Origin of the sequence: Saccharothrix syringae (assembly GCF_009498035.1) — a bacterium.
Taxonomy (GTDB): domain Bacteria; phylum Actinomycetota; class Actinomycetes; order Mycobacteriales; family Pseudonocardiaceae; genus Actinosynnema; species Actinosynnema syringae.
The window spans coordinates 9,368,730-9,381,560 of the sequence record NZ_CP034550.1 but is presented as its reverse complement, the minus strand read 5'-3'; the positions used below and the strand labels follow the sequence as shown (position 1 = coordinate 9,381,560).

Below are 12,831 nucleotides of genomic sequence, written 5' to 3'. Positions count from 1 at the left end.
TTCCTCCTGAATCACCCGAAGAGGTGACGCAGCGGATCCCGCCGATCCGGCCGTCGGACACCGCCCCGCTGTGGCGGTCCGAGCTGGGGCAGTTGGACTCGCTGATGAGCACCACCCCGCCCCCGCCGGCCCGCCCCCGCCGCGGGCTGCTGGTCAAGGGCCTGGGGCTGCTCGGCGTGGCGCTGGTGTCCGGCCTGGTCTGGCTGCTGGTGAAGCCGGAGAAGAGCCCGGTGGCGACACCAGCCCCCACGTCGGCGCCCGCCGGGCAGTTCACCTTCGCCGAGTCGCCGCAGGTGCCCGAGCCGCTGAAGGACAGCGACTGCGCGGTGCACGCGTACGGGGAGACGAAGGCGTTCCTGACGCGGACCCCGTGCCAGCAGCTCACGCGCGGCCTGTACACGACCACCACCCCCGACGGGATGACGGTCTACACGTCCGTGTCAGTGGTCCGGATGAAGACCACCGAGGACGCCGCCAAGCTCAAGGACCTGACCACCCGCGACGGCACCGGGAACGTGAACGACCTGGTCAAGGACGGCGCGGTCAAGGTCGAGGGCCTGACCACCCTGGCCCGCGGCGGCTTCGCCTCCACCCAGCGCGACCGCGACGTGGTCATCGTCGAGTCGGACTCCGTCAAGCACGGCCCCAACGAACCCGAGCACAACCACCTGATGAAGAAGATCAGCTTCGACGCCCTGCGCCTAGCCGCCAACCTCACCTAACCCCGCGAGTCATGCCTTCCCGCCGCGCGTGTCATGCGTTCAGACCCGGCGTGTCATGCGTTCAGACCCTCCGAGTTCAGCGCTCAGAGGGCCTGAACGCATGACACGTGGGTGCTGAGTGCATGACACACGGGTGCTGAACGCATGACACGCGCGGTTCGAGTGCATGACACGCCGGGGTCAGCCGACTGGGGTGCCTGGGAAGGTGATGGAGAGCGGGGTCAGGCCGGCTGCCTTGCGCCAGCGGGTGGCGCGCACCGCCGAGGTGGTCAGGGCGTCCAGGGCCGAGGTGCGGAGGGTGGCGTCGTCGGTGCGCTCCAGGACGCCGCGCCACGCCACGCACGCGTCGGTCTCGACCGCGATCAGGGCCGCGATGGCCGAGGCGGCGCTGTCCACGGGGGTCGGGGGCAGGTAGGCGGCGGCCGGCGGGGTCGGGGTGGCGCCCTGGTCGCGCAGCCACCGCTCGGTGGTGTCCCGCCGGGCGCGGTGGGCCGTCGCGCCCTCCGCCACCGCCGCGCCCTGCTGCGTGATGAACGCGCTGACCAGCCCGTACGTCCACACCGCCGCGTGCTCGGCGGCCAACGCCTCCTGCACCGCTTCCACGCTCACGACAACGCCTCCACCAGGCTCGCGCACCCCGCCGCCACCGACGCGACCAACCCGGCCCGGTGCGCCGGCACCGACGCCACCAGGTCGGCCGCCTGCTTCTGCGCCGTCCGCAGCGCCGCCACCAGCCCCTCCCGCGTCGCACCCGCCGGCGGCGCCACGGACGGCGGCGCCGACGGCGGCACCGACGACCCGGGCACCCGCGGTGTGGCGCGGTAGACCTCGGCCGCCAACCGGTCGGCGTGCTCGGTCCGCGCCGTCGCCGTCTCCGGCGCGCCCACGGCCGCGGCCAGGGCGGCGTCCGCGCGCGCCGACCGGATCAGCTCCTCCAGCGCGTCCGGCGGCAACGGGGTGGGCTCGGGTGTGGTGCACGCGACTGCCAGGGGTACCGCGGCCACCGCCAGCAGCACCCCCCGCCTGCTGGGCGCGGTTCTACCGATCACGTGTCCCGATCCTGCCAGAGCCGCCCCGGTGGCCCGTGGGACGTGCGCACCCCGCCGGACGAGATAGTCTGGGCGACCACGGCCGGCGAGTGCAGCGTCGACCGGGGTCGCCGTGCCCGCTGCACACCGCGAAACACCACGAACAGGAGTCACCACGTGTCCAGCCCGCCGCGCGGAGAGCTCGCCGCGCAGCTGACGCCCGTCGTGCGGGAGGCGGTCGAGTCCACCGGCTACGACCTGGAGTCCCTCGACGTGAACCAGGCTGGGCGTCGCCGCCACGTCAAGGCCGTCGTCGACGGCGACGACGGGATCGGCCTGGACGACGTGGCGCGCGTCACCCGTGCCGTGTCCACCGCCCTCGACGAGCACGACCACCTGATGGCCGGCCCGTACACGCTGGAGGTCACCTCCCCCGGCGCGGAGCGCCCCCTCACCAGGCCGCGCCACTGGAAGCGCAACCGGCTGCGCCTGGTCAAGGTCAAGCAACCCGATCAGGTGGAGTGGTTCGGCCGGGTGGGCGACGCCGACGACACCGGGGTCGTGCTGCTGGTCAAGGGCGAGCTGCGCCGCGTCGAGTACGCGGACGTCGAGCGCGCCGTGGTGGAAGTGGAGTTCAAGCAGCCGCCGGTCGAGGAGTTGGCCCTCCTCGACGGCAAGCACTCGGAGGAGGAGTCGGAGTGAACGTCGACATCGCCGCTCTCAGGGCGATCGAACGGGACAAGGACATCCCCTTCGACACGGTGCTCGAAGCCATCGAGACCGCCCTGCTCACCGCCTACAAGCACACCGACGGCCACCACCCGCACTCGCGCGTCGAGATCGACCGCAAGACGGGCGTGGTCCGGGTGCTGGCGCAGGAGCTGAACACCGACGGCACGGTCGCCGAGGAGTGGGACGACACGCCCGAGGGCTTCGGCCGCATCGCCGCGACCACCGCCCGCCAGGTGATCCTCCAGCGCCTGCGCGACGCCGAGCACGAGCGCACCTTCGGCGAGTTCTCCGCCAAGGAGGGCGAGATCATCGGCGGCGTGGTGCAGCGCGACGCCCGCGCCAACGCCCGCGGCATGGTCGTCGTCCAGCTCGGCGACACCGAGGGCGTCCTGCCGCCGGCCGAGCAGGTGCCCGGCGAGGCGTACGACCACGGCTCGCGCATCAAGTGCTACGTGGTGGGCGTCTCACGCGGCGCGCGCGGCCCCCAGATCACCCTCTCGCGCACCCACCCGAACCTGGTCCGCAAGCTGTTCGCGCTGGAGGTCCCGGAGATCGCCGACGGCACCGTGGAGATCCCCGCGGTGGCACGTGAGGCAGGTCACCGCTCGAAGATCGCGGTCCGCTCGACGGTGCCCGGGGTCAACGCCAAGGGCGCCTGCATCGGCCCGATGGGCGCCCGGGTGCGCAACGTGATGAGCGAGCTGGCGGGCGAGAAGATCGACATCATCGACCACTCGGACGACCCGGCCACGTTCGTCGGGAATGCCCTCTCGCCTGCGAAGGTTGTCTCTGTCAGGGTGCTCGACGAGCGCGCCAAGACGGCCCGCGTGGTCGTGCCGGACTTCCAGCTCTCCCTCGCCATCGGCAAGGAGGGGCAGAACGCCCGGTTGGCCGCTCGGCTGACCGGTTGGCGCATCGACATCCGGTCCGACGCGGACGCCGGCGGTTCCGCCCCGGCGGGCGCGGCGACATCCGGTTCGGCTGAATAAGCGGTAGGGGATAGACTTATCAGTGGTTCAACGTCGGGGATCGGATCCAGAGCACATCGGCCCAGTTCGTACGTGCGTAGGGTGCCGCGCTCGGACGTTGCCCTCCGAGCTGCTGCGCATGGTGGTCGTGGACGGGGTCGTGATCCCGGACACACGCCGCAGGTTGCCCGGCAGGGGTGCCTGGCTGCACCCCGACCCGGACTGCCTCCGCAACGCCGAGAAGCGACGGGCGTTCCCGCGGGCCTTCCGGATCGGGGGACCGCTCGACGTGGAGGGTGTGCGCGGTCACGTCGAGCAGCAGTCGAAGCAGGTCGCGGGAACGCCCCGCGACCGACAGGAAGCAAGGAAGCAGGTCGACCCGTCATGAGTCAGCCGTGAAGCTGAAGACATGAACGCGCGACGATAAGACGAGGTCGACGGGGACTGCCCGCCGGCCTCCATCGCCAGAGGAGTGCAGTGGCAGGCAAGGCCCGCGTGCACGAGCTCGCCAAGGAGCTCGGAGTCACGAGCAAGGAACTACTCACCAAGCTCGCCGACCAGGGCGAGTACGTGAAGTCGGCGTCCAGCACCGTCGAGGCCCCGGTGGCCCGTCGGCTGCGCGACGCGTACGCCAAGGGCGAGTCGAAGCCCAAGTCGTCCGGCGCCCGCCCGGCGCCCCCGAAGCCGCAGGCCCCGGCCCCCGCGGCCCAGAACCGCACCGCGGAGCCCCGCGCCGAGGCCCCGCGCCCCGGCGTGCCCGGCCCCGGTCCGCGACCCGGTCCGCGCCCCGTGCCCGGCCCGAAGCCGCAGGCCCCGAAGCCGCCGGTGACCCAGACCCCGGCGCCCGCGCCGGCACCCCAGCCGCAGGCGGCCGCCCCGGCGCCCGCCCCGGCCCCGGCGCCGACCCAGCAGCCCGCCGAGCGGCAGCCCGCCGCCCAGCAGCAGCAGCCCGCGGCCCAGGCCCCCAGGGCCCCGCAGGCGCCCAAGCCGGGCGGTCCGCGCCCCGGCCCGCGCCCGCAGCCGCAGGCCGCGCAGAACAACCCGTCCGTGGTGCCGCCGAGGCCCCAGGCCCCCAAGCCGCAGGGCCCCCGGCCGCCGCGCCCGGGCAACAACCCGTTCGGCGTCGGCGGTGGCGCGCCCGCGCCCCGTCCGCAGGGCCCGCGCCCGCAGGCGCCGGGTGGCGGCGGCGAGCGCCCCAGCTCGCCCAAGCCCGGTGACCCGCGTCCGGCCGGTCCCCGTCCGGGCGGCTCCGCCGGTTCCGGCGGCCCGCGCCCGAACCCGGGCAACATGCCGCCGCGGCCGAACCCGGGCATGATGCCCGGTCGCCCGGCCGGTCCCCGCCCCGGTGGCGGTGGTGGTCGTCCCGGCGGCGGCCCCGGTGGCGGTGGTCGCGGTCCCGGTGGCGGCGGCGGTCGTCCCGGTGGCGGTGGCGGCGGCTTCCGCGGCGGTCCCGGTGGTGGCGGCGGTGGCGGTGGCTTCCGCGGCGGCCCCGGTGGCGGCGGCGGTGGCGGTGGCGGCGGCTTCCGCCCCGGTGGCGGTGGCGGCGGTGCCCCGGCCGGTGGTGGCGGCGGCGGTTTCCGCGGTCGTCCCGGTGGCGGTGGCCCCGGTGGCCGCGGTGGTGCCGCGGGCGCCTTCGGCCGCCCCGGTGGTCCCGCGCGCCGCGGCCGCAAGTCGAAGCGGCAGAAGCGCCAGGAGTACATGGACAACATGCAGGCGCCTTCGGTCGGTGGCGTCCGCCTGCCCAAGGGCAGCGGCGAGACGATCCGCCTGCCGCGGGGTGCCTCGCTGACCGACTTCGCCGACAAGATCAACGCCAACCCGGCCTCGCTGGTGCAGGTGCTGTTCCACCTCGGCGAGATGGTCACCGCGACGCAGTCGGTGTCCGACGAGATCCTGGAGCTGCTCGGCTCCGAGATGAACTACAACGTGCAGGTCGTGTCCCCCGAGGAGGAGGACCGCGAGCTGCTCGACGCGTTCGACATCACCTACGGCGACGACGCCGGTGGCGAGGAGGACCTCCAGGTCCGCCCGCCGGTCGTCACCGTCATGGGTCACGTCGACCACGGCAAGACGCGCCTGCTGGACACCATCCGCAAGGCGAAGGTCGCGGAGGGCGAGGCCGGCGGCATCACCCAGCACATCGGCGCCTACCAGGTGACGACGGAGCTGGAGGGCAACGAGCGCCTGATCACCTTCATCGACACCCCGGGTCACGAGGCGTTCACCGCCATGCGAGCCCGCGGTGCGAACTCGACCGACATCGCGGTCATCGTGGTGGCGGCCGACGACGGCGTCATGCCGCAGACGGTGGAGGCGATCAACCACGCCCAGGCGGCCGACGCGCCGATCGTGGTCGCGGTCAACAAGATCGACAAGGAGGGGGCCAACCCCGCCAAGATCCGCCAGCAGCTCACCGAGTACGGGCTGGTCGCCGAGGAGTACGGCGGCGACACCATGTTCGTGGACATCTCGGCGAAGCAGGGCATCAACATCGACGGCCTGCTGGAGGCGATCCTGCTGACCGCCGACGCCTCGCTCGACCTCCGGGCCAACCCGGAGATGGAGGCGCAGGGCGTCGCGATCGAGGCGCACCTGGACCGCGGTCGTGGTCCGGTCGCCACGGTGCTGGTGCAGCGCGGCACGCTGCGGGTCGGCGACTCGATCGTCGCCGGCGCCGCGTACGGCCGCGTCCGCCGCATGGTGGACGAGCACGGCGTGGACGTCACCGAGGCGTACCCGTCCCGTCCGGTCCAGGTCATCGGTCTGACCTCGGTGCCGGGCGCGGGCGACACGTTCCTGGTGGTGGAGGAGGACCGGGTGGCCCGGCAGATCGCCGAGCGCCGCCAGGCCCGCGCCCGCAACGCGCTCAACGCCGCCCGCCGCAAGCGCGTCAGCCTGGAGGACCTGGACGCCGCGCTGAAGGAGACCAGCCAGCTCACGCTGATCATCAAGGGTGACAACTCGGGTACCGTCGAGGCCCTGGAAGACGCCCTGATGAAGATCGAGGTGGGCGACGAGGTCGAGCTGCGGGTCATCCACCGCGGCGTGGGTGGCATCACCGAGGGCGACATCAACCTCGCCGTCGCCGGCAACGCGATCGTCCTGGGCTTCAACGTCCGGGCCGAGGGCAAGGCGACGGAGCTGGCGAACCGCGAGGGCGTGGACGTCCGCTACTACACGGTGATCTACCAGGCGATCGACGAGATCGAGCAGGCCCTCAAGGGCATGCTCAAGCCGGAGTACGAAGAGGTCCAGCTGGGCCGCGCGGAGATCCGCGAGGTCTTCAAGTCCTCCAAGGTCGGCACGATCGCGGGTTGCATGGTGCTGTCGGGCGAGATCCGCCGCAACGCGCGGGCCCGCCTGCTGCGCGACAACAACGTCGTCCAGGAGAACCTGCCGATCAGCTCGCTGAAGAGGTTCAAGGACGACGCGACCGAGGTCCGCGAGGGCTTCGAGTGCGGTCTGACGCTCGGCAACTACGCCGACCTCAAGGTCGGCGACGTCATCGAGACGTTCGAGATGCGCGAGAAGCCGCGCGCCTGACCGTCTCCACGTCGGTTGGTGGCGGGGCCGCCCCGGGGTTCGTCCCCGGGGCGGCCCCCCGCTGCCCCTGAGCACCCCGGGTGATCATCAACCTTGTTCGTCGGTGCCCTTGAGCTGGACGTGCTGCTCGGTGACGTCCACTCGTTGAAGCAGAAGCGGTCCGTGGTGAAGCCGGTCGTGGCGGAGCTGCGGCGCAAGTTCGAGGTGTCCGTCGCCGAGGCCGGCCACCTGGACCTCCATCGCCGCGCGTTGATCGGAGTGGCGGCCGTCGCGGCGGACGCCGAGCATGTCAGGGACGTCCTGGTCGCCTGCGAGCGACTTGTGGCCGGACGCCCCGAACTGGAGCTGCTCTCCGCCCGCCACAGGCTGGTCGGGCCGGAGGACGAGTAGGAAGAGGAGGGGAGCGCCGTGGCCGACCAGGCACGGGCTCGCAAGCTGGCCAAGCGGATCTCGCAGATCGTGGCCTCCGCCCTGGAGCACGAGGTGAAGGACCCGCGGCTGGCCCGCGTCACGATCACCGACACGCGCGTGACCGGTGACCTGCACGACGCGACGGTCTACTACACCGTCCTCGGCGAGAAGCTGGACGCCGAACCGGACTTCGCGGGTGCCGCGGCGGCGCTGGAGAAGGCCAAGGGCGTGCTGCGCACCATGGTCGGCCAGCAGACCGGGGTCCGGTTCACGCCGACGCTGTCGTTCGTCACCGACACCGTGCCCGACGAGGCGCGGCGGATGGACGAGCTGCTGGCGCGGGCGCGGGAGGCGGACGCCGAGGTGGCGCGCATCGCCTCGGGTGCCGAACCCGCCGGCGAACCCGACCCGTACAAGCCACCGCGCGAGGCCGAGGACGCGGACTAGCGTTCCCGTCGTGTCCAACGAGCATCGCGCACCTGTTGTCGACCTGACCGCCGATATCGCCGAGGCGGCCAGGGTCCTGTCCGACGCCACCGACGTCACCCTGCTCGCGCACGTGAACCCCGACGCGGACGCGCTGGGCAGCGCCCTGGCCCTCGGCCTGGTGCTGCACCGGCGCGGGGTCGCGGTGCGGGTGTCGTTCGGGGCGCCCGACGAGGTGCCGGAGACGCTGCGCGACCTGGACGTGGCCGGGCTGCTGGTGCCCGCCGCCGAGGTGCCCGCCGCGCCGCCGGTGCTGGTGGCCCTGGACACGGGCAGTGTCGGGCGGCTGGGGCCGTTGGCCGACCGGGTGTCCACCGCCGGGGTGGTCGTGGTGCTGGACCACCACGTGTCGAACCCGCGGTTCGGGCACGTGAACGTGGTGGACGACGAGGCCGAGGCGACCGCGGTCGTCGTGCTGCGGCTGCTGGACGAACTGGGCGTCGAGCTGGACGAGCCGGTGGCCAGGTGCATCTACGCGGGCCTGGTCACCGACACCCGCTCGTTCCGGCACGCGTCGTCGTCCACGCACGAGGTGGCCGCCCGGCTGCTGGCGGCCGGGGTGGACGCCGAGGCGGTCAGCCGCCCCCTGATGGACTCTCACCCGTTCGGGTACCTCGGCATGCTGGCCAAGGTGCTGGGCCGGGCGTGCCTGGAGCGCGACGCCGCGGGCGGCCTGGGCCTGGTGCACGCGGTGGTGACGCTGGAGGACGCCGCCGGCCTGCGGCCCGAGGAGGTCGAGAGCGTGGTCGACCTGGTGCGCACCGCGTCCGAGGCCGAGGTGGCGGCCGTGCTGAAGGAGCTGCGCCCGTCCCACTGGTCGGTGTCCCTGCGCGCGGTCTCGCGCGTCGACGTCCGCGAGGTGGCCCAGCTCCTCGGCGGCGGCGGCCACCGCCTGGCCGCCGGCTTCACCGCCACCGGCCCGGCCGACCGGGTCCTGGCCGACCTCCGCACCGCCCTGACCCGCACCACCACCCCCTAACCGCGCGAGTCGAACACTCCGACCCCTCGTGTCGAACCTTCGGGACCCCCGAGTTCTACGTTCAGGTCCCGAATGTGAGAGGTGCTTGGATTGGCCGGGACCTGCCGGTTGCCCCGAATGTTGAACTCGGGGGTCCGGAGTGTTCGACACGGTGGGCCTGGAGGTTCGACTCGCGCGGTTTCGGGGGGTGGGTTGGTGGAGGAGCGGGTGCCGGCTCGGCGGGTGGTCGGGTTGGCCGCGCCGGCGTTGGTGGTGTTGGCGGCCGAGCCGTTGTACGTGTTGGTGGACACGGCGGTGGTCGGGCACTACGGGGCGTTGGCGCTGGCCGGGCTGGCGTTGGGCGGCGTGCTGTTCACGCAGGTCGCCACGCAGCTGACGTTCCTGTCGTACGGCACCACGGCGCGGGCGGCCCGCCTGTTCGGGGCCGGGCGGCGGACCGAGGCGGTCGGGGAGGGCGTGCAGGCGACCTGGCTCGCGCTGGCGGTCGGCGCGCTCGTGGTGGTGCTGGGGCAGGTGCTGGCGGCACCGGCCGCGCGGTTGCTGGCGGGACCTGGCGAGGTCGCCGACAACGCCGTGGACTGGCTGCGGATCGCCCTGTTCGGCGCACCGTTCGTGCTGGTCACCATGGCCGGCAACGGGTGGATGCGCGGGGTGCAGGACACCGCGAGGCCACTGCGGTACGTGCTGGTCGGCAACGGCATCTCGGCCGTGCTGTGCCCGGTGCTGGTGCACGTCGCCGACTGGGGGCTGGAGGGCTCGGCGGTCGCCAACGTGGTGGCGCAGGTGCTGTCGGCCGGGTTGTTCATCCGGGCGCTGCGGGCCGAGGGGGCCGACCTGCGGCCGCACCCGGGCCTGATGCGCGCCCAGCTCGGCCTGGGCCGCGACCTGGTGCTGCGCAGCCTGGCGTTCCAGGCGTGCTTCCTGTCCGCCGCGTCGGTGGCGGCCAGGACGTCCGTCGGCGCGGTCGGGGCGCACCAGGTGGTCTTGCAGCTGTGGACGTTCCTGGCGCTCGTGCTCGACTCGCTGGCCATCGCCGCCCAGTCGATCGTCGGCGCGGCCCTGGGCGCCGGGCGGCGCGAGCAGGCGCGGCGGTTCGCCTGGCAGGTCACCGGCTACGGCCTGGTGTTCGGCGTCGTCCTCGGCGTGGTGTTCGCCGCGCTGTCCGGGCCGCTGCCGCTGGTGTTCACGAGCGACCGGGCCGTGCTGGACGAGGTGCCGCACGCCTGGTGGTTCTTCGTCGCGCTGCAACCGGTCGCCGGGGTGGTGTTCGCGCTGGACGGCGTGCTGCTCGGCGCGGGTGACGCGAAGTTCCTGCGCACCGCGACGCTGGCGGCTGCCGCGTTCGGCTTCCTGCCGCTGACCTGGGCGTCCTACGCGCTCGGGTGGGGCTTGGTCGGGATCTGGAGCGGGCTGACGGCGTTCATGCTGCTGAGGCTGGTGCTGGTCCTGCTGCGCACCAGGTCGGGGGAGTGGGCGCGGGTCGGCGCGGTGTGGTGAGCGGCACGACCGGGAATCGTTAACAATAGGCAACTGTTTCTCGATACTGGAAGTGCCGCCGCACCGAGTCGAGGAGCGCCGCCTTGCCGGTCGATCGCGCCACCAAGCGAGCGTGGCTGATCTGGTCCACCGCCGTCATCGTCTACGTGGCAGCCCTGTTCCACCGGACCTCGCTGGGCGTGGCCAGCCTGGAGGCCGGCGACCGCTTCTCCGTCGGACCGGCCGCGCTCGGCACGTTCACCGTCCTCCAGATCGGCCTGTACGCCCTGATGCAGGTCCCGACCGGCCTGCTGGTCGACCGCTTCGGCCCGCGCCGCGTGCTCACCGCCGCCGCGCTGCTCATGGGCACCGGCCAGGCCCTCTTCGCGCTCGCCGACTCCTACCCGCTGGGCCTGGCCGCCCGCGCGGTGCTGGGCGTCGGCGACGCCATGACGTGGGTCAGCGTGCTGCGCCTGGCCGCCGCCCACTTCCCGCCCCGCCGCTACACCGTGGTGATGACCCTGTCGGCCGCGCTCGGCGGCGCGGGCAACCTCGTGGCCACGGTGCCGCTGACGCTGCTGCTGCAGAACGCGGGCTGGACCGCCACGTTCCTCATCGCGGGCGGCGCGACCGCCGCGTACTCGGCCGTGGTCACGTGGCGGGTGCGCGACGTGCCCGACGGCGTGCCGCAGCCGGTGTCCGAACCCGTGCCGCTGCGCGCGGTGGGCGCGAAGGTCGTCGCGGCCTGGCGGCAGCCGAGCACGCGCCTGGGCTTCTGGGTGCACTTCACCACCATGTTCACCCCCGCGCTGCTGAGCCTGCTGTGGGGCTTCCCGTACCTGGTCGAGGCGCAGGGCATGTCGCGGCCGGCCGCGTCGGCGGTGCTGAGCACGCTGGTCCTGGTGGCCGTGGTCGCCGGGCCGGTGATGGGCGCGGTGATCGGGCGGTACCCGGTGTGGCGCATGCCGATCGTCGGCGCCTACCTGGCCGTGGCCGTGGTCTGCTGGGCGGTGCTGCTGGGCTGGCCGGGCGGCGTGCTGCCGGCGCCGGTGCTGTACGCGCTGTTCGCGGTGCTGGCGATCGGCAACCCGGTGTCCGGCGTGGCGTTCGCGATCGTGCGCGACTACCACCCGCTGCACCGCGTCAGCACGGCCACGGGCGTGGCCAACGTCGGCGGGTTCGCCGCGATCACGTTCACCGCGCTGGTCGTCGGCGTGCTGCTGGACCTGGTGGAACCCGCGCTGAGCGCGCCGCAGGCGTACCGGGTCGCGTTCCTGTCGGTGGCCGCGGTGCTGCTGCTGGGGGTGTGGCGCACGGTGGTGTGGTGGCTGCGGGCGCGCGGCGTGGTGCTGGCGGCGCTGGAGCGCGGCGAGGTCGTGCCGGTGGAGGTCCGTCGCCGTCGCTGGGACGTGTTGGCCGACGCCTAAGATGCTCGGTCGTGTCCGCAGCATCTTCTCGTCCCCCCGTTCCGCCCGGCCTCGTCGTCGTCGACAAACCCGACGGCATGACCTCCCACGACGTGGTGGCCAGGGTCCGCCGCATCCTCGGCACCCGGAAGGTCGGGCACGCGGGCACGCTCGACCCGATGGCCACCGGCGTGCTGGTGCTGGGCATCGAGCGCGCCACCAAGCTGCTGGGCCACCTGGCGCTGGACAGCAAGGCGTACCTGTCGACCATCCGCCTCGGCGCGAGCACCACCACCGACGACGCCGAGGGCGAGGTGGTCTCCACGGCCGACGCCTCGGACGTGCCGGAGGAGGCGATCCGCGCCGGTGTCGCCAGGCTGACCGGGCCGATCCAGCAGGTGCCCAGCTCGGTGAGCGCGGTGAAGGTCGACGGCAAGCGGGCCTACGCGCGGGTGCGCAGCGGCGAGGTCGTGGAGCTGCCGCCGCGCCCGGTGACCGTGCACCGGTTCGACGTGCTGTCGATCCGGCGCGAGGAGGGCGCGACCGAGCTGGACGTGATGATCGAGTGCTCGTCCGGGACCTACGTCCGGGCGCTGGCCCGCGACCTGGGCGCCGACCTGGGGGTCGGCGGGCACCTGGCGAACCTGCGGCGCACCCGGGTCGGGCCGTTCGACCTGCGGGTGGCCCGGACGCTGGCGCGGCTGGAGGAGGAGCCGGGGCTGTCGCTGGACCTGGACGCGGCCGTGGCGATGGCGTTCCCCCGGCGGGAGATCGCGCCGCGCGAGGCGGTGGCCCTCTCGCACGGGCAGCGCCTGGCCGCGGGCGGGCTGGACGGGACCTACGGGGTGTTCGGGCCGGACGGGCACGTGGTCGCGCTGGCCAAGGACGAGGGCCCGATCGCCAAGCCGCTGGTCGTGCTCACGCCCGCCGGCTGACCGGCGCCCTACCCCGGACGTCGGACCCCCGAACGTCGAACTCGGGGGTCCCGAAGGTTCGACACGAGGGGGCTGGGGGTTCGACTCGCGCGGGAGGGGACGCCCGAGGGCGGGGGATTGACCCGTTGGGGGTACGGGCACCCGG

The 12,831-nt window shown here is 73.6% G+C and carries 13 protein-coding genes; 11 read left to right on the top strand and 2 right to left on the bottom strand.

The window, feature by feature from the left end:
- Positions 1-23: 23 nt before the first annotated feature.
- Complete coding sequence (locus tag EKG83_RS39270) at positions 24-722, top strand: hypothetical protein (RefSeq protein ID WP_051766302.1); 699 nt, start codon at positions 24-26, stop codon at positions 720-722.
- A gap of 180 nt (positions 723-902) precedes the next feature.
- On the opposite strand, the gene EKG83_RS39265 is transcribed toward EKG83_RS39270, so the two are convergent.
- Positions 903-1,331 carry a ferritin-like domain-containing protein gene (locus EKG83_RS39265; protein WP_033432697.1) on the bottom strand — a complete coding sequence of 143 codons (429 nt, stop codon included), beginning with the start codon at positions 1,329-1,331 and terminating at the stop codon, positions 903-905.
- Positions 1,328-1,771, bottom strand: coding sequence for a hypothetical protein (locus EKG83_RS39260; RefSeq protein ID WP_033432696.1), 444 nt, complete (start codon positions 1,769-1,771; stop codon positions 1,328-1,330). The genes EKG83_RS39265 and EKG83_RS39260 overlap by 4 nt, the downstream gene beginning before the upstream one ends.
- Positions 1,772-1,927: 156 nt before the next feature.
- Between EKG83_RS39260 and rimP the strand changes: the two genes are divergently transcribed.
- The 10 genes from rimP to truB all read left to right on the top strand — a co-directional run bounded on the left by rimP (position 1,928) and on the right by truB (position 12,686).
- Positions 1,928-2,452, top strand: a complete 525-nt coding sequence (gene rimP, locus EKG83_RS39255) for a ribosome maturation factor RimP (protein WP_033432695.1) — start codon at positions 1,928-1,930, stop codon at positions 2,450-2,452.
- A complete protein-coding gene (nusA, locus tag EKG83_RS39250) occupies positions 2,449-3,471 on the top strand; it encodes a transcription termination factor NusA (protein WP_033432694.1) in 1,023 nt (340 codons plus the stop codon). The genes rimP and nusA overlap by 4 nt, the downstream gene beginning before the upstream one ends.
- Before the next feature lie 97 nt (positions 3,472-3,568).
- Positions 3,569-3,838 (top strand): YlxR family protein, encoded by a 270-nt coding sequence (locus tag EKG83_RS39245; protein ID WP_248782405.1) that lies wholly within the window; start codon positions 3,569-3,571, stop codon positions 3,836-3,838.
- A gap of 89 nt (positions 3,839-3,927) precedes the next feature.
- Positions 3,928-6,993: a translation initiation factor IF-2 gene (infB, locus tag EKG83_RS39240; RefSeq protein ID WP_033432692.1), complete on the top strand. Its 3,066-nt coding sequence runs from the start codon at positions 3,928-3,930 to the stop codon at positions 6,991-6,993.
- Between the two features lie 93 nt (positions 6,994-7,086).
- Positions 7,087-7,383 carry a DUF503 domain-containing protein gene (locus EKG83_RS39235; protein WP_033432691.1) on the top strand — a complete coding sequence of 99 codons (297 nt, stop codon included), beginning with the start codon at positions 7,087-7,089 and terminating at the stop codon, positions 7,381-7,383.
- Positions 7,384-7,401: 18 nt separating this feature from the next.
- Positions 7,402-7,851 carry a 30S ribosome-binding factor RbfA gene (gene rbfA / locus EKG83_RS39230; RefSeq protein ID WP_033432690.1) on the top strand — a complete coding sequence of 150 codons (450 nt, stop codon included), beginning with the start codon at positions 7,402-7,404 and terminating at the stop codon, positions 7,849-7,851.
- 10 nt (positions 7,852-7,861) lie between these two features.
- Positions 7,862-8,869 (top strand): DHH family phosphoesterase, encoded by a 1,008-nt coding sequence (locus tag EKG83_RS39225; RefSeq protein ID WP_228122380.1) that lies wholly within the window; start codon positions 7,862-7,864, stop codon positions 8,867-8,869.
- Between the two features lie 192 nt (positions 8,870-9,061).
- Positions 9,062-10,366, top strand: coding sequence for an MATE family efflux transporter (locus EKG83_RS39220; protein ID WP_033432689.1), 1,305 nt, complete (start codon positions 9,062-9,064; stop codon positions 10,364-10,366).
- Positions 10,367-10,449: 83 nt separating this feature from the next.
- A complete protein-coding gene (locus EKG83_RS39215) occupies positions 10,450-11,772 on the top strand; it encodes an MFS transporter (RefSeq protein ID WP_033432688.1) in 1,323 nt (440 codons plus the stop codon).
- Positions 11,773-11,783: 11 nt separating this feature from the next.
- Positions 11,784-12,686 (top strand): tRNA pseudouridine(55) synthase TruB, encoded by a 903-nt coding sequence (gene truB / locus EKG83_RS39210; protein WP_084716726.1) that lies wholly within the window; start codon positions 11,784-11,786, stop codon positions 12,684-12,686.
- Positions 12,687-12,831: the final 145 nt, after the last annotated feature.